Annotated in this window: 17 protein-coding genes; 6 read left to right on the top strand and 11 right to left on the bottom strand. The window is 64.5% G+C overall.

The annotated features are described in order from the left end of the window. From pilQ to G7045_RS01640, 5 genes are read right to left on the bottom strand one after another with little or no spacing between them, the layout of a single operon-like run. Complete coding sequence (gene pilQ / locus G7045_RS01660) at positions 1 to 2,163, bottom strand: type IV pilus secretin family protein (protein ID WP_166156402.1); 2,163 nt, start codon at positions 2,161 to 2,163, stop codon at positions 1 to 3. Then, on the bottom strand, positions 2,160 to 2,717 hold the full coding sequence (locus tag G7045_RS01655) for a pilus assembly protein PilP (protein ID WP_166156399.1): 558 nt from the start codon (positions 2,715 to 2,717) through the stop codon (positions 2,160 to 2,162). Before G7045_RS01655 ends, pilQ begins: the two co-directional genes overlap by 4 nt. Then, on the bottom strand, positions 2,714 to 3,394 hold the full coding sequence (locus tag G7045_RS01650) for a type 4a pilus biogenesis protein PilO (RefSeq protein ID WP_166156396.1): 681 nt from the start codon (positions 3,392 to 3,394) through the stop codon (positions 2,714 to 2,716). The genes G7045_RS01655 and G7045_RS01650 overlap by 4 nt, the downstream gene beginning before the upstream one ends. A gap of 7 nt (positions 3,395 to 3,401) precedes the next feature. Next, the gene (locus tag G7045_RS01645; RefSeq protein ID WP_166156393.1) at positions 3,402 to 4,010 is read right to left on the bottom strand and encodes a PilN domain-containing protein; all 609 of its coding nucleotides are present in this window, start codon (positions 4,008 to 4,010) and stop codon (positions 3,402 to 3,404) included. After that, positions 4,007 to 5,086 (bottom strand): pilus assembly protein PilM, encoded by a 1,080-nt coding sequence (locus G7045_RS01640; RefSeq protein WP_166156390.1) that lies wholly within the window; start codon positions 5,084 to 5,086, stop codon positions 4,007 to 4,009. Before G7045_RS01640 ends, G7045_RS01645 begins: the two co-directional genes overlap by 4 nt. Before the next feature lie 272 nt (positions 5,087 to 5,358). Between G7045_RS01640 and G7045_RS01635 the strand changes: the two genes are divergently transcribed. Beyond that, the gene (locus tag G7045_RS01635; RefSeq protein ID WP_166156387.1) at positions 5,359 to 7,755 is read left to right on the top strand and encodes a penicillin-binding protein 1A; all 2,397 of its coding nucleotides are present in this window, start codon (positions 5,359 to 5,361) and stop codon (positions 7,753 to 7,755) included. 67 nt (positions 7,756 to 7,822) lie between these two features. On the opposite strand, the gene cyaY is transcribed toward G7045_RS01635, so the two are convergent. Next, complete coding sequence (cyaY, locus tag G7045_RS01630; protein WP_166156385.1) at positions 7,823 to 8,152, bottom strand: iron donor protein CyaY; 330 nt, start codon at positions 8,150 to 8,152, stop codon at positions 7,823 to 7,825. Positions 8,153 to 8,163: 11 nt separating this feature from the next. On the opposite strand from cyaY, the gene G7045_RS01625 reads away from it, so the two are divergent. After that, positions 8,164 to 8,379, top strand: coding sequence for a lipoprotein (locus G7045_RS01625; protein WP_166156382.1), 216 nt, complete (start codon positions 8,164 to 8,166; stop codon positions 8,377 to 8,379). After that, entirely contained in the window at positions 8,376 to 9,656 is a 1,281-nt protein-coding gene (gene lysA, locus G7045_RS01620) for a diaminopimelate decarboxylase (RefSeq protein ID WP_166156379.1), read from the top strand. The genes G7045_RS01625 and lysA overlap by 4 nt, the downstream gene beginning before the upstream one ends. Positions 9,657 to 9,760: 104 nt before the next feature. On the opposite strand, the gene ccsB is transcribed toward lysA, so the two are convergent. The 3 genes from ccsB to G7045_RS01605 form a co-directional block, all read right to left on the bottom strand. After that, positions 9,761 to 11,095 (bottom strand): c-type cytochrome biogenesis protein CcsB, encoded by a 1,335-nt coding sequence (ccsB, locus tag G7045_RS01615; RefSeq protein WP_166156376.1) that lies wholly within the window; start codon positions 11,093 to 11,095, stop codon positions 9,761 to 9,763. After that, positions 11,092 to 13,224 (bottom strand): cytochrome c biogenesis protein ResB, encoded by a 2,133-nt coding sequence (locus tag G7045_RS01610; RefSeq protein WP_166156373.1) that lies wholly within the window; start codon positions 13,222 to 13,224, stop codon positions 11,092 to 11,094. Before G7045_RS01610 ends, ccsB begins: the two co-directional genes overlap by 4 nt. Before the next feature lie 133 nt (positions 13,225 to 13,357). Then, complete coding sequence (locus tag G7045_RS01605) at positions 13,358 to 13,981, bottom strand: cytochrome c (RefSeq protein ID WP_166156370.1); 624 nt, start codon at positions 13,979 to 13,981, stop codon at positions 13,358 to 13,360. A 149-nt stretch (positions 13,982 to 14,130) separates the two neighbouring features. Between G7045_RS01605 and yihA the strand changes: the two genes are divergently transcribed. After that, entirely contained in the window at positions 14,131 to 14,805 is a 675-nt protein-coding gene (yihA, locus tag G7045_RS01600) for a ribosome biogenesis GTP-binding protein YihA/YsxC (protein WP_370521686.1), read from the top strand. Positions 14,806 to 15,049: 244 nt separating this feature from the next. On the opposite strand, the gene G7045_RS01595 is transcribed toward yihA, so the two are convergent. Next, on the bottom strand, positions 15,050 to 15,916 hold the full coding sequence (locus G7045_RS01595) for a lysophospholipid acyltransferase family protein (RefSeq protein ID WP_166156364.1): 867 nt from the start codon (positions 15,914 to 15,916) through the stop codon (positions 15,050 to 15,052). Further along, positions 15,913 to 16,749 (bottom strand): lysophospholipid acyltransferase family protein, encoded by an 837-nt coding sequence (locus G7045_RS01590; RefSeq protein WP_166156361.1) that lies wholly within the window; start codon positions 16,747 to 16,749, stop codon positions 15,913 to 15,915. Before G7045_RS01590 ends, G7045_RS01595 begins: the two co-directional genes overlap by 4 nt. Before the next feature lie 133 nt (positions 16,750 to 16,882). Here G7045_RS01590 and metK point away from each other — a divergent pair, with 133 nt between their 5' ends. Together metK and G7045_RS01580 are read left to right on the top strand one after the other, a co-directional pair. Then, complete coding sequence (metK, locus tag G7045_RS01585; RefSeq protein ID WP_166156358.1) at positions 16,883 to 18,064, top strand: methionine adenosyltransferase; 1,182 nt, start codon at positions 16,883 to 16,885, stop codon at positions 18,062 to 18,064. 62 nt (positions 18,065 to 18,126) lie between these two features. Then, positions 18,127 to 19,152, top strand: a complete 1,026-nt coding sequence (locus tag G7045_RS01580; RefSeq protein ID WP_166156355.1) for a bifunctional nicotinamide-nucleotide adenylyltransferase/Nudix hydroxylase — start codon at positions 18,127 to 18,129, stop codon at positions 19,150 to 19,152. Positions 19,153 to 19,298 lie beyond the last annotated feature (146 nt).

Raw genomic sequence — 19,298 nt, 5'->3', positions numbered from 1 at the left:
TTAGTTAGAAGCCGCACGTTCAGAAATAACCTTCGGCGTCACAAAAATCAGCAACTCACGCTTTTCCGAATCCCGCGAACGGCTCTTGAAAAGGTTGCCCATCACCGGAATATCTCCCAGCACTGGCACTTTGTTTTCCTGATTGGATTCTTCCATTTCAAAAATACCACCAATCGCCACCGTGCCACCGTTTTCCACCAGCACCTGCGTACGCACATGACGAGTATTGATAGAAATACCCCAGGGCGTGGTCTCGCCCCGGTTGTCGCGGCTGATGTCCAAGTCCATGATGATGTTGCCTTCGGGGGTGATCTGTGGCGTCACCTCCAGCTTCAAGACGGCTTTTTTCCACTCGATCTTGTAGGCGCCCATGGCGTCTGCGACCTGGGTCGGGAACTCGTTACCCTGCTCGATCAAGGCTTTGGTCTGGTCGGCTGTGATCAGGCGCGGGCTGGAGATGACGCGGCCCTTGCCGTCGGCTTCCATGGCCGAGAGTTCGAGCGTTAGGAAACGGTTGGCGGCGGTGTTGAAGATCGACAGAGCGAATGAGCCCACGCTGTCCACACCGCTGACCTTGGCCGGCAGGTTGACGAAGTTGCCGCTGGTATTGGTCGTGCCCCCAGCGCCACTGGAGCTGACGGCGTTGCTGTAGTCGGTACCCCAGGCGACGCGGTTGCCGCCGCCAATGCCGTAGCCACCATCACCGCCCCGGTTGGCGCGCAGGTCGGTGGCGCCCAGGCGCACGCCCAGCGAGCGGCCAAAGGTGTCGCGGGCTTCGACAATGCGCGCCTCGATCAGCACCTGGCGGATAGGAATATCGAGCTTGGCCAGCAGCGCCTTCACTTCTTCGAGCTTGCTCGGGGTGTCGGTGACGAACAGCTGGTTGGTGCGCGGCTCGGCAATGGCGGAGCCACGCTCGGTCAGGAAACGCGTGGCCGTGGTGCCGGTGGAAGCGCCACCACCGGCCGTGGCGTTCTGGTTGGTGGTCAGTTGCTTGACCATTTCCGTCGCCTTGGCGTAGTTCATCTGGTACGCCTGGGTTTTGAGCGGCTCCAATTTTTCGATGGTCTGCGCGGCTTCGTAGTCTTTCTTCGTGCGGGCATCGATCTCGTCCTTGGGCGCGATCCAGAGCACGGAGCCGGTCTTGCGCATTCCCAGGCCCTTGGAGTCCATGACGATTTGCAGCGCCTGGTCCCAGGGCACATCTTTGAGGCGCAGGGTGAGCGAGCCGGTGACGGTGTCGGAGGTGACGATGTTGAAGTTGGTGAAGTCGGCAATCACCTGCAACAGCGAGCGCACTTCGATGTTTTGGAAGTTCAGCGAGAGTTTCTCCCCCGAAAAGCCCGGGCCCTGGGTGAGTTTGCTCAGGTCTTGCTTCTTCTGGCGCACCTCGATGACGAATTGGGTGTCGCTTTGGTAGGCGTTGTGCTCCCATTCGCCGGTGGGGTCGATTTGCATCCGCACGCGATCGCCCTGCTGGGTGGTGGTGACCATTTGCACCGGGGTACCGAAGTCAGAGACGTCGAGCTTGCGGCGCAGCCCTTCAGGCAAGGAGGTGTGCAGGAATTCGGCCACCAGGCTCTTGCCCTGCTGGCGCAGATCGACGCCGACTTGGCTGTTGGCCAGGTTGACGACGATGCGGCCCGCACCATCGGGGGCGCGGCGGAAGTCGATATCGCGCAGCGGCAGGGTCTCGGTGTTGGCGTCGGGGGCAAACACGGTATTCACCTTGGCGGCGACGGGCACGGTGCCGGCAGCCACGGGGTCGAGCGTAATGAACAAGGACTTGCCTTGCAGCTCGGCTTTGTAGGAGGTGGGCTGCTTGAGGTTGAGCACCAAGCGGGCGCGCTCACCGGCCTGCACGATGTTCACGGTTTTGAGGTTGCCCTGGTTGATATCGACCAGGTTGCGCCCCACGCCGTTGGTGGCCCCCGGCAGGTCGATGGCGATACGCGCCGGCGACTGGATGGCAAAGCCGGTGGGCAGGCTGCTCAGGGGCTCGGCCAGGTCGATTTTGATGACCTCGGCCCCGCCCTGCAGAGCGCCGGTGATGGATTGAATGGCGTTTTGCGCCAGGGCGGACAAAGGCAGGCCACTGGCGGCCAGCCAGCCCAGCACCGCCAGGCAGCGCTTGAACTTTGGAGTCGTCGTTGTGTTCATCATTTTTTCCCCTCTTGCTTACCTTCTTGTAGGTCCAGCGTGGTGTGGCGTTCTATCCAGTCTCCGGTGGAGTCCTGCACGATTTCCCGCAGTTCAATCGCGGTTTCGGTGATCTTGGCGATTTTTCCGTAATTCAAACCGAGGTAGTTGCCGCGTTTTACCGGGTAGATCAGGTTATCGACCTTGAGCAAGGCGGTGGGCCCATCGGCCTTGACCAGGTAGCCGACCATGGTCATGGCGTCGATGGGGAAGGCCTCCAGCGGCTCCTTGCGCCGCGCAAGTTCGGGCGCGATCAGGGCGGCGTTGGATGCCACTTGGCTCGAATCGCGACGCAAAGCCAAAGTCAGGCGCTGCGGGCTGTAGGGATCAGCATCGCCGCTGCCCAGGTAGTCCTGCGGTTTGAATTCCTTGGGCTCTTCGATGGGGATGATGCGCGGACGCGCATTGGCGCGTTGCTCCTGCATCCATTGGCGCAGCTCGTCTTCATCACTGCTGCCGCAGGCCGCCAGTGCCACTGCTGCGCATAGCAGGGCGGTGCATTTCAAGAGGCGGCTCATTTCTTCTTCCCTTCTGTGGCTTTGCGCTGTGCCTGGATCTCTTCAGGATCGAGGTAGCGGAAGGTGCGCGCCGTGGTATCCAGGGTCAAAACGCCGGCACTGTCTTTGTTGGCGGGCGCCAGCGAAATGTTATTGAGCGTGACGATGCGCGAGAGGTGGGCGATGTCGGCGGCGAAAGAACCGATGTCGTGGTATTTGCCTGTCACGCGCACGGCAATCGGCAGTTCGGCATAGTAGTCGCGCACCACCACCTGGCCGGGGCGGAACAGTTCAAACTGCAGGCTGCGGCCCAGGCCGGCCTGGTTGATGTCGGACAGGAGCGCCGCCATCTCGGCCTTGCTGGGCAGCTGCTTTTCCAGCTGGATCACGTACTGCTGCACCTGTTCACGCTGCTTCTTGAGCAAATCCAGGCTGACCGCCTTGATGAGCTTTTTCTCGTAATCCTGGCGCAACGTGACCTCTTCAGCGCGCGCGGCTTCGAGCTCGACCTCATAGTCGGTCAGCCAGGCGAACCACAGTGCCACAGCCACGGCCACAGCGATAAACGCGCACAGCAACACGCGCGGCAGCAGGGGCCAGAGCGAGGGGTCTTTGGGATCGAGATTGGTAAATTGCTTTTGCAACTGCAGTTGCAGCTGCGCCATGTCGATCGACGGAGTTTTATTTTTTTGGGCCATGTGTCACCTACTTGGCAGCCGCAGCGCCCTTGTCGCCCTCGGCCTTTTGGGCGTCACCGGGGCGCGTCAGACGAAAACGCAGGTTGAACGAGGCCACGCGGCGCTGGTCGCGTGCGGTCAAAGCCACCTGGGCGGCGACGATCTCAACCAGCTCGGGTTTGGAAATCCAGGGCGTGTTGTCGGCCAGGTTGCGCAGCATTTCGGAGACGCGTTCGTTGGACTGCGCCATGCCGGTCATGGTGACGACCTGATCGGCCTGCTTAAGGCTGGTGATGTAAACGCCGTCGGGCAGTTGCTTGACCAGCTCGTTGAGCATGTGCACCGGCAGGTTGCGGTCAGCCTGCAGGTCTTCCACCGCTTTCTGGCGCGCGCGCAGGGCGGCAATTTCGTCTTCGATGGTGGCAATTTCCTTGATCTGGTTTTCCAGCACCTTGATTTCAGTGGTGAGAAAGGCGTTGCGCTCACGCTGGGTTTCGATCATGCCCTGGAACCAGGTATAGATCGCACCGGCAATGAGCAGGCCCACCAGGAAGGAGATGCCCATAGCGACCTGGTAAGCATCTTTGCGGCGCTTGCGTGCCGCCTCGCGGTGCGGCAATAAGTTGATGAGTATCACTGCAGGAACCTCCGCATGGCCAGGCCGCAGGAGGTGAGGTAGGACGGCGCTTCACGCACCATCTTCTTCAAACGCACCGCACCGCCAATTTCCATACCGTCAAACGGATTGATCAGGCTGCAGGCAAAGCCTGTTTGCTGCGTCACGGCTTCGGGCAGGCCGGCCAGGGGCGCCGAACCGCCAGCGAGCATGATGTGATCGACCCGGTTGTGCGGCGTGCTGGTGAAGAAAAACTGCAGCGCACGGCCAATTTCTTGCGCCATGCTGTCCACGAACGGGCGCAGCACGGCCGACTGGTAGTCCTCGGGCAGCTCGCCGCTGCGTTTCTTGGTTTCAGCTTCTTCTACAGAAAAGCCGTATTGGCGCACGATGAGCTGGGTCAGCTGGGCACCGCCAAAAGCTTGGTCGCGGTCGTAGAGCACCTCATCGTTGCGCATGACCTGCATACTGGTGGTCAGGGCGCCCACTTCAAACAAGGCCACCAGGGCATCGACGCCTTTTTTCGGCAGGGCTTCAATCAGGCGGCCAGCGGCCAGGCGCGAGGCGTTGGATTCGATATCGACGATCACGGGCTTCAAGCCCGCCGCCTCGGCCAGGCCTTGGCGGTCTTGCACCTTCTCGCGGCGCGAGGCGGCAATGAGCACGTCCACGTCACCCGGGGAGCTTTTGGTGGGGCCGACGACGCAAAAATCCAGGCTCACTTCTTCGAGCGAGAACGGGATGTACTGGTTGGCCTCGGACTCGACCTGCACCTCCAGCTCCTGGTCGCTCATGCCACCGGGCAGAGAAATGCGCTTGGTGATGACGGCCGATGGCGGCAGCGCCAGGGCCACGTTCTTGGTGCGCGTGCCGCTTTTTTTGACCAGGCGCCGCACGGCCTCTGCGACCTCGTCGAATTTTTCAATGTTGCCGTCGGTGATCCAGCCGCGTTCAAGCGGCTCGATGGCGCAGCGCTCGAGGACCAGTGCACCTGCCTTATCGCGCCCGAGTTCGACCAGCTTGACGCTCGACGAACTGATGTCGATACCCAACAAGGGGGCAGGCTGGCGACTGAACAAAGTCTCCAGTGAAATCAAGATGGAGTCCCTCCGATGTGTACGATGGATTGCACGCCGGGCGCGCAAAGCTGTTTATTACTTGGCAACGATACTAGCAGCTAGCCCGTTCGCCTCGAAAGAGATTGAAACCGGGAAAAACACCGCTTTTCACCCCTGGCGTTGCCAAAACCACACGCCGGCACCGCCAGCACCACCTTCCAAGCCCCTGCCCGGCGGGCTGGGAGGGCAGATTTTTATAATGCCCGCTCCAACCTTGCCCAGAGGCTCGTCCAGAGCCCTGCCTGCGCTTCATGCCCACCTCCGAGCCGAATGAAAAAAACACCGCCACCCGTACCAGCGGGGGCTTCTCGTGGCTGCGCTTTGCGCTCAAGCTGCTGCTGTGGCTGTTCGGCCTGGCAGCGGCGGGGGCCATTGCCCTGGCCCTGACTATCGCCGTAGCGCTGGCGATGGCATATCCGAATTTGCCCGATGTGTCGGATTTGGCCGACTACCGCCCCAAGCTGCCCATGCGCGTGTACTCCAGCGAAGGCGCGCTGCTGGGCGAATTTGGCGAGGAGCGGCGCACGCTCACGCCCATCTCCGAGATCCCGCAGGTGATGCAGGACGCGGTACTGGCCATCGAGGATGCTCGCTTCTTCCAGCATGGCGGCGTGGACTACAAGGGCCTGGTGCGTGCGGCGCTGGCAAACCTGGGAAAGGTCAAAAGCCAGGGCGCCTCGACCATTACCATGCAAGTAGCGCGCAATGTGTATTTGTCATCCGAGAAAACTTTTTCCCGGAAGATTTACGAAATCTTACTGACTTTCAAATTAGAACACTTGCTCACAAAAAATCAGATTCTTGAGATTTATATGAATCAGATTTTCCTGGGCAATCGCGCCTACGGCTTTGCCGCCGCCTCCGAGGCTTACTACGGCAAGCCGCTCAAGGACATCACCATCGCCGAGGCGGCCATGCTCGCCGGCCTGCCCAAGGCGCCGTCAGCCTACAACCCCATCAGCAACCCCAAGCGCGCCCGCGTGCGCCAGCTCTACATCATCGAGCGCATGGAGGAGAACGGCTACATCACGGCGCAGCAGGCGCAGCAGGCCAAGCAAGAGCACCTCAAGATCCGCGCGGCCAACGCCAGCAACACGCGCGTGCACGCCGAATATGTGGCCGAGATGGCGCGCCAGATGGTGTTCTCGCAGTACGGCAACGAAGCCTACACGCGCGGCCTGAACGTTTACACCACGCTCAACGCGGGCGAGCAAGACGTGGCCTACCAGGCGCTGCGCCGGGGCATCATGGACTACGAACGGCGCCAGCATTACCGGGGCCCGGAGCAGTTCATCACCCTGCCGAGCGCGGCCGATGCCCGCGACGAGGCCATCGACGAGGTTCTGGCCCAACACCCGGACAACGGCGACCTGCTCGCCGCCGTGGTACTCGAAGCGACCCCGCGCAAAGTAGTGCTGACACGCGCTGACGGCGACCCCATAGAAATCACCGGCGAGGGCTTGAAGCCCGTGCAATCGGGTCTGAGCGACAAAGCGCCGCCCAATATCCGCCTGCGTCCCGGCGCCGTGGTGCGCATCGCCAAGCTGGCCAAGGGCGGTTACGAGCTGACGCAGCTGCCCCAGGTCGAAGGCGCCCTGGTGGCCATCGACCCGCGCGACGGCGCCATCCGCTCTTTGGTCGGTGGCTTTGACTTTGACAAAAACAAATTCAACCACGTCACCCAGGCCTGGCGCCAGCCGGGATCGAGCTTCAAGCCCTTCATCTACTCCGCTGCCCTGGAAAAGGGTTTCACTCCGGCCACCGTCATCAACGACGCCCCGCTGCACTTTGACGCCGGCACCACCGGCGGCCAGGCCTGGGAGCCCAAGAACTACGACGGCAAGTACGACGGCCCGATGTCCATGCGCACCGGCCTGGCCAAGTCCAAGAACATGATCTCCATCCGCCTGCTGCAGGCCGTGGGCCCCAAGACGGCGCAGGAATGGGTCACGCGCTTTGGCTTTGACGCCGACAAGCACCCCGCCTACCTGACCATGGCACTGGGCGCGGGCTCGGTCACGCCGATGCAGATGGCGGTGGCCTACTCGGTGTTTGCCAACGGTGGGCACCGCGTCAGCCCCTGGCTCATCACCAAAATCACGGACAACAAAGGTCAGGTGCTGTCCGAATTCACCCCGCCGCCCCTGGAGCAGCAGCCGCGCGCCATTGACGCACGCAACGCCTTCATCATGGACAGCCTGCTGCAAGAGGTGACCCGCGCCGGCACTGCCGCCCGCGCCCAGGCCACGCTCAAGCGGCCCGATCTGTACGGCAAGACCGGCACCACCAACGACCAGATGGATGCCTGGTTCGCTGGTTTTCAGCCCACCGTCACCGCCATCACCTGGATAGGCTACGACCAACCGCGCAACCTGGGCAGCCGCGAAACCGGCGGCGGCCTGAGCCTGCCGGTGTGGATCAGCTTCATGGCCAAGGCGCTGCAGGGTGTGCCCGTGACCGAGCCCGCCGTGCCCCCGGGCGTGGTGCAGGCCGGCGGCGATTGGGTGTTTGAGGAGTTTGCGCGCAACGCCGGCGTCACCAGCCTGGGCCTGGACGCAGCGCCCACAGGCGCTGGCGGCGCCACCGAGCCGCCCGCAGCGCCTGCGCCCGAGGAGCGCAACAAGATTCTTGACCTATTCCGCAATTGAGAATTACAAGCCAAAACAGGTGCTAGCGCGCACCAGTCAAGCGCTAGCAGCTATTAAATTGATAGCATCAAGCACTGAACTGCAACGCCTGCCCGGCCTGTTCGCTGGCGCAGCGGCCAAGGTGGGCAAAAAATTCGCCCGCGCCCTTGGTGTCGCACCACTGGGCGCCGTCGAAACGGTAGTGAAAGCCACCGGCGCGTGCGGCCATCCAGACCTCGTGCAGCGGTTTTTGCCAGTTGATAACGATCTGGCTGCGGTTGGCAAAGGTGATGGTGACGACGCCACCGTTGCGCTGCGCGTCCAGGTCGGCGTCGGTGGTGTCGTTGATGCGGTCGCAAGCCTGTTCGACAGCGAGCAACAGGCGCTCGGCGCGGTCCATGAATTCAAGGTCGGTCATACAATTTGGGCATGTTCAAAGCCAGCCAAATTCTAGTCAGGGTATTAGCCCTTGCTGCGGCTGCGGCCACCCTGGTCGCCTGCGGCCAGACCGGCGACCTGTACCTGCCGCAAGAGCCTGCCGCCCGTGAGCGCGCCAGCCTGCCCCAGACGCTGACGCCGCAGCTGCCCACGCGCAGCGCCGACGCGCCCCCCTCCTCCTCCACTGCCCCCCGCACCGCTCCATGACCGCCCCTGCCCTGCCCGGCCACCCGCACCTTGCCTACCAAGGCGCCGAACTCTGCCTCGAAGGCCAGCCCCTGGCCGCGCTGGCCCAGGAATACGGCACGCCGCTGTACGTCTATTCCAAGGCCGCCATGCTGCAGGCCCTGGCCGCCTACCAGTGCGGCTTTGCCGGGCGCCAGGTGCAAATTTGCTACGCCATGAAGGCCAACTCGTCGCTGGCCGTGCTGCAGCTGTTCGCACGCGCCGGTTGCGGCTTTGACATCGTCTCCGGCGGCGAACTCGCGCGCGTGCTGGCCGCCGGTGGCGACCCCGCAAAGGTGATTTTTTCCGGCGTCGGTAAAACCCGCGCCGAAATGCGCCAGGCGCTGCAAGCGGGCATTGGCTGCTTCAACGTCGAGAGCGAAGCCGAACTGGAGGTGCTCAACCAGGTCGCCCTGGAGCTGGGCCTGCGCGCGCCGGTGAGCATCCGCGTGAACCCGAACGTGGACGCCAAGACCCATCCCTACATCTCCACCGGCCTCAAGGGCAACAAATTTGGCATTGCGCACGAGCGCACCCTGGCCACCTACCAGCGCGCAGCCAGCCTGCCGGGGCTGCGCGTGGTCGGCATTGACTGCCACATCGGCTCGCAGATCACCGAGCTGGCGCCGTACCGCGACGCCATCGAGCGCGTGCTCGATCTGGTGCAAGCGATCGAGGCCGCCGGCATCACCATCGAGCACCTCGATTTTGGTGGTGGCCTGGGCATCACCTACCACGACGAGCAGCCGCCAGCGGCCGACGCGCTGTGGACGGCGCTGCTGGCCCAGCTCGACGCACGCGGCTACGGCGGGCGCAAGATCATGATCGAGCCCGGGCGCTCGCTGGTGGGCAACGCCGGCGTCTGCCTGACCGAGGTGCTGTACTTGAAGCCGGGCGAGCAGAAAAATTTCTGCATCGTCGATGCCGCCATGAACGACCTGCCGCGTCCGGCCATGTACGAGGCCTACCACGCCATCGTGCCGCTGCAGCCGCGCCCGGAAGGCGTGCGCTGCCTGTACGACGTGGTCGGCCCGGTGTGCGAGAGCGGCGACTGGCTCGGGCGCGAACGCCACCTGGCGGTGCAGCCGGGCGACAAGCTCGCCGTGCTCTCCACCGGCGCCTACTGCGCCTCCATGGCCAGCAACTACAACACGCGCGGGCGCGCTGCCGAGCTGCTGGTCGATGGCGCGCAGACGACGCTGATCCGCCCGCGCGAGAGCGCCGCCCAGACCTTTGCCCACGAGCGCCTGCTGCCATAGCATAAAAAGAGCCGCCAACGCTTATCCAGCAAGCGCGAGCAGCTCCTAAATAAATAGCAAAAAGCCCTGCATTGCAGGGCTTTTTGCTGGGGCATCCGACGGGTTTACAGCGTGCCGTAGCTGTGCAGGCCGGAGAGGAACATGTTCACGCCGAGGAAGGCAAAGGTCGTGACCACCAGGCCGGTCAGCGCCCACCAGGCGGAGACCGTACCGCGCAAGCCCTTGACCAGGCGCATGTGCAGCCAGGCGGCGTAGTTCAGCCAGACGATCAGCGCCCAGGTTTCCTTCGGGTCCCAGCTCCAGTAACCGCCCCAGGCTTCGGCAGCCCAGAGCGCGCCCAGCACGGTGGCGATGGTGAAGAAGGCAAAACCAACGGCAATCGCCTTGTACATCAGGTCATCGAGGATCTCAAACGCCGGCAGCTGGGCCGCAATGCGCTGGCGCGCGAGCAAAATGCCGCCGACGATGAGCGCCGAGATGCCGAAGTACACCATCCAGTAGCTGCTGCCGCCTTCCACGCCTTTTTGGCGGAACACGATGGGCTCGAAGCACAGCACCATGCCCAAAATCCACAGCGGCGCCAGCTTGTACCAGCGCGTCTCGCCCGCCTGCTGCTTGATGAGGTAGGCAAACGCCACCATGGCCGAGAGCGCGAACGTGCCGTAGCCGATGAAGTTGGCCGGCACGTGCAGCTTCATCCACCAGCTTTTGAGGGCCGGCACCAGGGGCTGGATCTGGTGTGCCTCGCGCACCACCGAATACCAGAGCAAAAAGCCCACCGCCGCACTCACCACCAGCATGACGAAGGCGCCCAGGGCGCGGGTCTCGTACTGCTTTTCGTAGTACAGGTAGAACAGCGCCGTCATCCAGCAGAACATGACGAAGACTTCGTACAGATTGCTCACCGGGATATGGCCGACGTCGGGGCCGACGAGGTAACTTTCGTACCAGCGCACCATGGTGCCGATCAGCGCCAGCGCCACCGCCACCCAGGCCAGGCGCGAACCGACCAGTGCCATGACGTCGCCCTGGCCGCGCGTGAACATGCCGATCCAGTAGAACAGCGTGCTCATGAAGAACAACATGCTCATCCACAAAATGGCCGATTGACTGGAGAGGAAGTATTTAAGGCCGAACACGGCATCGGCCCGCGCCAGGCTGCCGCCATCGGCCCCTTGGTACAGACCCAGCGCCAGCAGCGACAGACCGGCCACGGCCAGCATCAGCGTTGCCAGCGGGCGCCAGAACCAGCCCAACCAGATCAAGCTCGGGATGGTGCACAGCAGAATGCCTTTTTCATACCCATCCATGAAGGCAGCGTAGCGCTGCAAGGCAAACAGGCCGCCAGCGACGACGAGCAGGGCAAACAGCCAGTCAAACCAGTTGCGGCGGGAAAAATACCCTTCGTTCAGGGTCAGCGTGGTGGTCGCGGTGTTCATGTGGAGGCTCCCGGCGCCTGCGCGCCAATGAGTTTGCGGCTGAGGTCGGCGAAGTCGCGGTCGCCGTCGAGGGTTTTGCGGTTGCTCGACAGCGCCATGGTGGCGTGCACGCGCCCGTCCTGCGGTGCCAGCCAGACCCAGATGCGCCGGTCACGGATGTAGAGCATGGCGAACACGCCCAGGATGAGGAAGGCGCAGCCCAGATAGACCACGTTCTTGCCCGGCGCCCGCGCCACCTGGAAGACGCTGGCCTGCACCTGCTGGAAGTCCTCCAGCGCAAAGGCGATGGGGGCGGGGTAAATCTGCGCGTCGCTCAGGGCGAACACGGCCTGCGTCATGAAGGCTTGGGTGTGGGCACTCGGCTGCATGGGCGCCAGGCCGGCCTGGGTGCGGCTGAGCTGCGCCAGCTCGAACAGGGCGCCGTTGAGGATGCGGATAAAGACCTCGCCCGCACGCTCGCGCTCGGCCTCGGGCACGCCCGCCTCCATGAAGTCGGAGATGGCCTTGAGACCACCATGCCATTGGCCATCTTCGCCGCGCGTGCCGGCGTACAGCCCCAGCGCGCGCTGCGCCGACACGGCCAGCTGCGCGCGCAGCTCCTTGCGCGCCGGATCGACGGCCTCGGCCACGTAAGCCTGCACGGCGCGCTCGCGCATGGCCGGGTCGTTCAGGGCCGCGCGCAGACGCAGGAAGCCGTCGAGGTTGCCCTGCTCATCGGCAGGAATGCGCAGGTAGCGCATGGGCTGGCTCGGGCTCTCGCGCACGCCCAGCAGGTACAGGGGCACGCCCTCGCCCAGATCGACCGGCAGCTGGTAGTTGTTGTACTCGCGCGCCTGGCCGGCGCCGTCGCGCAGCTTGTAGCTCACGCTCGGGCCGACGTTGCGCAGGTCTTTTTTCGTCGCCGTCTTGTGGCCTGCACCCAGGCGTTCCTCGATGGCGCTGCGCAGATCAACCTTGCGCACATCGGCACCAGAGGCCTCGTCTTCCATGTTCTCGACGTTGATGGTGCGCAGGCCGGTAAATTCAAGTGTGAGTTTCTCGCCGCTGACCGGGTCCGTAATGGCCGTTTGGCCACCAACCTGGCCCTGCACCGCGAACGGCTGCACGCCCGCCGCCATGGGCACGGCGCGCAGTTTGAGGTGCGAGCCGCCGTCGTCAAAGCTCGACTGGTAAATCTCCACGCCCTTGTAGTGGCCGGGGTGGTTGACCTCGATGCGCTGCTCGACCTTCTCGCCTGTGGCCTTGTCGTGGATCACGACCTCGCTGGCAAAGAGCTTGGGCATTCCGGTGTCGTAATGCTCGACGATGAATTTTTTCAGCTCGACGCTAAAGGGCAGCTCCTGCAGCAAGATGCCGTCGGACTGCGTGAGCACCGCCGTACTCGACTGCCCGCCCTCGGACACCACCAGGTTGCCCCGGAACGTGGGGTTGCGCTCCGACAGGAAATGCTCGGGCCCGACCTGCGACACCGTGCCGCTGCCGGTGAACGGCGTCTTGCCGCCCAGCCACATCTGCGCGCGCACGATCAGGTCGCCATCGAGCAGGCCGCCCAGGCAAATGAGCACGATGGCGCTGTGCGCGGCGATGTAGCCAATCTTGTGCAGCCCCCCGGTTTTGGCGGCCACCATCCAGCCTTCGCCCTGGGGCGTGCTGCGCTGCTGCAGGCGCACCTTCCAGCCGCCGCTGACCAGCAGCTGGCCAATGCGCTGCGCTGCCACCTCGCTGGTGGCATCGGCCACATCCGCCTGCGCCTTGTGGTGGAAGGCTTGCAGGTTCTGCACCCGGATGTTTTCTTTGTAATTGCGCAGATCGGCCAGGTACTTGGGCGTGTGGCGCGCCACGCACAGCGAGGTGCTGACGACGAGAAAAGCCAGAATCAGCAAGAACCACCAGGCGCTGTACACCGCGTTGAGCTTGAGCGCCAGAAACAGCTCGGCCCAGAACGGTCCAAACTGGTTGACATAGTTGACCAGGGGCTCTTGCTGCTTGAGCACGGTACCAATGACCGACGCAATGCAGATCACCGTCAACAAGGCGATGGCAAAGCGCATCGACGACAGCAACTCCACCGCAGCGCGCAGCACCTGGGAGCGGGAATGAATACGAAGGCCGTGGGTGGAGTCCGTCATGAAGGGCGCCAAAAATACAAAAGGCGGAACCATCGTCTGCGATGGGCCCGCCTTTGTTGGGATTGCTCGTGGGCGAAAGGTTCCGGGGGCTATGCCAAAGTGGCGCCCGGATTTTGACGCGAATCAATAACTATCAGCGCAACCCGGCAATGTAGTCCGACACGGCCTTGATCTCGCGGTCCGTCATCTTGGCGGCGACGCCGGTCATTTGCGGGCTGTTGGCACGCTTGCCGTCGCGGAAGGCGTTGAGCTGGACGACGGTGTATTCAGCGTGCTGACCCGACAGACGCGGGTACTGGGCCGGAATGCCAGCACCGTTGGGGCTGTGGCAGCCGGCGCAGGCGGCAATGTGGCGATCTTGCAGGCCACCGCGATAGATGCGCTCGCCCAGGCCGACGAGTTCCTTGTCTTGCGCCGCGCCGGGCTTGGCCTGCTGCGTGGCGAGCCAGGCGGAGACGTTCTTCACGTCCTCGTCGGTGAGAATCGCAGCCATGCCGGCCATGATGGCGTCGGCGCGCTTGCCGGACTTGAATTCCTGCAGCTGCTTGGCCAGGTATTCAGGGTGCTGCTGCGCCAGGCTGGGCTGGGTTGGGATGGCGGAATTGCCATCGGCACCGTGGCAGGCGGCGCACACGGCAGCGTAGCTGGCCTCCCCTTTGGTCAGGTCGGGCTTGGCCGGGGCCTGGTCGGCAGCAAAAGCGGAGAGCGCAGGGGCCACCAGAGCGGCAGCTGTCAGCAAGGAGGCGAGCAACTTCATATCGAGGGCAGTCTGGTTATGTCATGTCAGGGAAAATCCGCGCAATTCTACAATGAGGGATTACGGCATCCCCATCTCCCATGACCAAGCTTTGCGCTGCATCTAATGCAGCCCCTTCCCCCCTCGGCGTACCCGACGCAAAAACCGCCATGGGCTGGATGCACACGGCGCGCTTTTTCACTACCGCTGCGCAGTTGCACCAGCTGCCGCCCGTCGAGGTGCCGGAGTTCGCCTTCGTCGGCCGCTCCAACGCCGGCAAGTCCACCTGCATCAACACCTTGACGCAGCAGCGCCAGCTCGCTTTTGCCTCCAAAAAACCCGGACGCACGCAGCACATCAACCTCTTTGCCCTGGGCAAGCAAGGCGTGACGGACGCCGTGCTCGCCGATCTGCCAGGCTACGGCTACGCCGCCGTCTCGCGCAGCGACAAGCAGCGCTGGCAGCAGGTGATGGCCAACTACCTCGTCAGCCGCAAGGGGCTTACGGGCATCGTGCTGCTGTGCGATCCGCGCCTGGGGCTGACCGAGCTCGACGAGGCGCTGCTCGAAGTGGTGCGCCCGCGCGTCGAAGCGGGGCTGAAGTTTTTGGTGCTGCTGACCAAGGCCGACAAACTGACGCGCGCCGAGCAGGCCAAGGTGCTGTCGATTACGCGTCTGAACGCCGGCGGCGGCGAGGTGCGCCTGTTCTCGGCACTCAAGAAACAGGGCGTGGAGGACGTGGCGCAGCTGCTGTGGCAATGGGCGCACCCGCCGCAGGCCGAGGCCGCCCAGGCCCCCGAGGCGCAGGACATTGCGCCTACGCCCACTGCAGATAGCCCAGAATAGCTATAAAAATGATAGCTGTTAGCGCTTGATAGACAAGCGTTAGGAGCCTGTCGGACTTGGAAATCGTCGGCTGCAAATCGACCGCAGCGGCCCATTTTTGGCTTCGCCGCTCTTCGAGAACACCGTCTTTTTGCCCAATAGCTCGGCTATTGGGCTGCCAATCCGGCAAAAACTGGTCTCGCTGGGGCCGATTTTCGCTTTCGACGCTCCAAGTCCGACAGGCTCCTAGCGCCATAAAACACCCTCAATACACCGACGACTGCCCCTCAGGCCGGGTCTTGAAGCGCTTGTGCACCCAGTAGTACTGGCCCGGCATGGTGGCGATGGCCGCTTGCAACTCGCGGTTCATGCGCGTGGTGTCGGCCACCACGTCCTCGGTCGGGAAGTTGTCCCAGGCCGGGGTGATCTCGGCCACGTAGCCGGTGGGCGTCATGCGCGTGTACATGCCCAGCACCTTGGCGCGGCCCAGGCGTGCAAAGCGCGAGAGCGAGGGCACGGTGGCCGCCTGCTGGCCAAAATACGGCACGAAGATCGACTCCTTGGCGCCAAAGTCCATGTCCGGCAGCAGGTACAGCAGCCCCCCTTGGCGCAGGTTGGCGATGATGGGCTTGACGCCGTCGGCGCGGTTGAGCATCCGCACCTCGCCAAAGCGCTGGCGCCCGGCCATGAACCAGGCGTCGATCGCGGGATTGGGATGGGTGGAAAAAATCGAGGTGAAGGCCCGTGCCGTGTGCAGCGGCAGCGCCAGGCCGCCAGCGTCCATGCCGTAGAAGTGCGGCGCGAACAAGATCGTCGGCGTCGTGCCGTCGAGCTCGTGCAGCGCCCCTTGCAGCTGCACGCGCTGCGCCACCACCGCCTGCGGCGCCGACCACAGCCAGCTGCGATCGAGCCAGGCCTGGCAGAAATACACAAAGGTCTGGCGTGCCCAGGTGCGGCGCTGGGCGGCGCTGGCCTCGGGGTAGCACAGCTGCAGGTTGCGCAGCGCCACGCGCCGGCGCGGCCACACCAGCAGGTACAAAACCTGCCCCAGCAGCCAGCCCAGGGCGCGCAGCCACGACAGCGGCAGCCGGGCCAGGGACTGCATGAACCAGATGCCGGCGCGCGCCATCATGCCTGGGCCTCCACGCGCGGCTGCTTGTAGCGCGCATAGCCCCACAGGTACTGCTGCGGGCATTGGCCGATGGTGGCCTCCATCGCCTGGTTGAGCTGCAGCACGGCAGCGTCGAGCTGATCGGACAGGGGCACAGGCAATTCCTCCAGAATCAAGGTGTAGCCACGGCCCCAGGCGCGGCGCTCGCAGCGCGCCAGCAGCACGCTGGCACCGGTTTGCTGTGCCAGGCGTGCCGCCAGGGTCATGGTGTAGGCCGGACGGCCAAAAAACGGCGCCCACTGGCCCTGGCCCTCGGGCGGAACCTGGTCGGGCAGCAGGCCCACGGCCCGGCCCCGGCGCAGGGCCTTGAGCATCTGGCGCACGCCCGAGAGATCGGTGGGCACCGCCTGCACCCCCGGACGGTTGCGCGCGGTGCGCATGATGGTGGCCAGCCAGGGCTGGCGTGCCGGGCGGTAGAGCACGGTGATGGCGCCATGCGCGCCCGCCCAGCGCTGCGCCGCCGCCTGCACCGAGAGTTCAAAGCAGCCCAGGTGCGGCGTCAGGAACACAATGCCCCGGCCCGCCGCCCAGGCACGCTCGACGCACTCGGCATTCACGATGTCGCAAGCGAGCGGCGCCCCGAGCCACAGGCGCGGCAGCTCGGCCACCATGCGCCCGGCGTGACCGACAGCGGCGCGCACCTGCGCAAAGCCGTAGCCCGCCAGCTGCGCGTGGGCCAGAAACCGGCGCCGGTACGTGGCCGAGGCCACAAACGCCACCCAGCCCAGGGCCGCGCCCAGGCCGTGCAGCAGCCACAAAGGCCACAAGGACAAAAACCGGAAGATCAAAGGCATTAAAATACAGGCTTGGTCGCCGAGTTAAATGAGCAACTTGCAGGGCGACGGTAAACAAAACTGCTAAAGCGTTCGCCAAGCTCCCAGAGCAAGGGCAACGCCCAAAATGCTGCAACCTGTGGAGTTTATTCAAATGGCGAACGACTTTCTCTTCACCTCCGAATCCGTCTCTGAAGGCCACCCCGACAAGGTCGCCGACCAGATCTCGGACGCCATCCTGGACGCAATTTTTGCGCAAGACCCGCGCTCGCGCGTCGCTGCCGAGACGCTGTGCAACACCGGCCTGGTGGTGCTCGCCGGTGAAATCACCACCAACGCCCACGTGGACTACATCCAGGTGGCGCGCGACACCATCAAGCGCATCGGCTACGACAACACCGAGTACGGCATCGACTACAAAGGCTGCGCCGTGCTCGTGGCCTACGACAAGCAGAGCAACGACATCGCCCAGGGCGTCGATCACGCCAGCGACGACCACCTCAACACCGGCGCCGGCGACCAGGGCCTGATGTTCGGCTACGCCTGCGACGAGACGCCCGAGCTGATGCCCGCGCCCATCTACTACGCGCACCGCCTGGTCGAACGCCAGGCGCAGCTGCGCAAAGATGGCCGCCTGCCCTTCCTGCGCCCGGACGCCAAGAGCCAGGTGACCATGCGCTACGTCGATGGCAAGCCGCACAGCATCGACACCGTGGTGCTGTCGAGCCAGCACAGCCCCGAGATGAGCGACGGCACCAAGATGAAGAGCGCCTTCGTCGAGGCGGTGATCGAAGACATCATCAAGCCCGTGCTGCCCAAGGAGTGGATCACGGCGGACACCCAATACCTCATCAACCCCACCGGGCGCTTCGTCGTCGGCGGCCCGCAGGGCGACTGCGGCCTGACCGGGCGCAAGATCATCGTCGATACCTACGGCGGCGCCTGCCCGCATGGCGGCGGCGCTTTTTCCGGCAAGGACCCGACGAAGGTGGACCGCAGCGCCGCCTACGCCGCGCGCTACGTGGCCAAGAACATCGTCGCCGCCGGTCTGGCGCGCCAGTGCCAGATCCAGGTGGCCTACGCCATCGGCGTGGCGCGGCCCATGAACGTGACGGTCTATACCGAAGGCACGGGCGTGATCCCCGACCACGAAATCGCCAAGCTGGTGCAGGAGCACTTCGACCTGCGCCCCAAGGGCATCATCCAGATGCTCGATCTGCTGCGCCCCATCTACAGCAAGACCGCCGCCTACGGCCACTTCGGCCGCGAGGAACCCGAGTTCACCTGGGAGAGGACGGACAAAGCCCAAGCGCTGCGCACAGCGGCGGGGCTGTGAGAAAAATAGCCGCCAGCGCTTATCCACCAAGCGCTAGCAGCTATATTTTTCATAGCAAACACATGCTCGACACCGCCGTCCTCATTGGCCGCTTCCAGCCCGTGCACCACGGCCATCTGGCACTGCTGCAGGCGGCGCTGGCGCAGGCGCGGCAGGTGGTGGTGGTCGTGGGCTCGGCGCACCAGGCGCGCAGCCCGAAGAACCCCTTTACCTGGCAAGAGCGCGCCGCCCTGCTGCGCGCCGCCCTGCCCGAGGCGGAGCAGGCCCGCCTGACCGTGCTGCCCGTGCGCGACTACTACGACGAGCCGCGCTGGGCCCAGGCCGTGCAGCAAGCGGTGCAACAGGCGGTGGCGGCACACACCACGCCCGGGGCGCGCATCGGCCTGGTCGGCCATTTCAAGGATGCCAGCAGCAACTACCTGCGCGCCTTCCCGGGCTGGGAGCTGATCCGCATGGAGCGCCAGGGCGCCATCGACGCCACCGCCATCCGCGACGCCTATTTCAACAGCCCCGCCGCCCTGGCGCCACTGGCCGAGCAGATGCCTGCCAGCACCCTGGCCTGGCTGGCCGCCTTTGCCCAACTGCCGGCCTACGCCGCCCTGCAGGAGGAATGGCAGGTGCTGCGCGCCTACCGCGCCAGCTGGGCCGGCGCGCCCTACCCGCCGGTGTTCGTGACGGTGGACGCCGTGCTGCGCTGCCAGGACCGGGTGCTGCTGATTCGCCGCGCCCACGCCCCGGGCAAGGGCCTGTGGGCGCTGCCCGGGGGCTTTCTGGAGCCGCAGGACACGCTGTGGCAGTCCTGCCTGCGCGAGCTGCAGGAAGAAACGCATTGGCCGCTCGATGCTGCGGCCATGCAGGCCGCGCTGCAGGCCGTGCGGGTGTTTGACCACCCCGGGCGCAGCCAGCGCGGGCGCACCGTGACGCACGTGCATTACTTCGATCTTGGCGCCGCTGCCCTGCCGCCGGTGCGCGGCGGCGACGATGCGGCGCAGGCGCAGTGGCAGCCCATCGCCAGCCTGGCGGCGCTCGAAGATGCCTTCTTTGAAGACCACTTCCACGTCCTGCGCCAGTTCCTGCCCCTGGGTTGACACGCACAACCCCGGCTCTTGAAACCGCCGCAATCGCCCTTATCATTAGCACTCGTTGGGGTCGAGTGCTAACAACACCCCTCCCATGCATTCGCCAGCCTGTTGCAGGCTGGTTCGGTCCACCCCTTGGTACATCTTCAGGAGAA

The organism is Acidovorax sp. HDW3 (genome assembly GCF_011303755.1).
Classification (GTDB): domain Bacteria; phylum Pseudomonadota; class Gammaproteobacteria; order Burkholderiales; family Burkholderiaceae_C; genus Paenacidovorax.
This window is presented reverse-complemented; position numbering and strand designations above follow the sequence as displayed.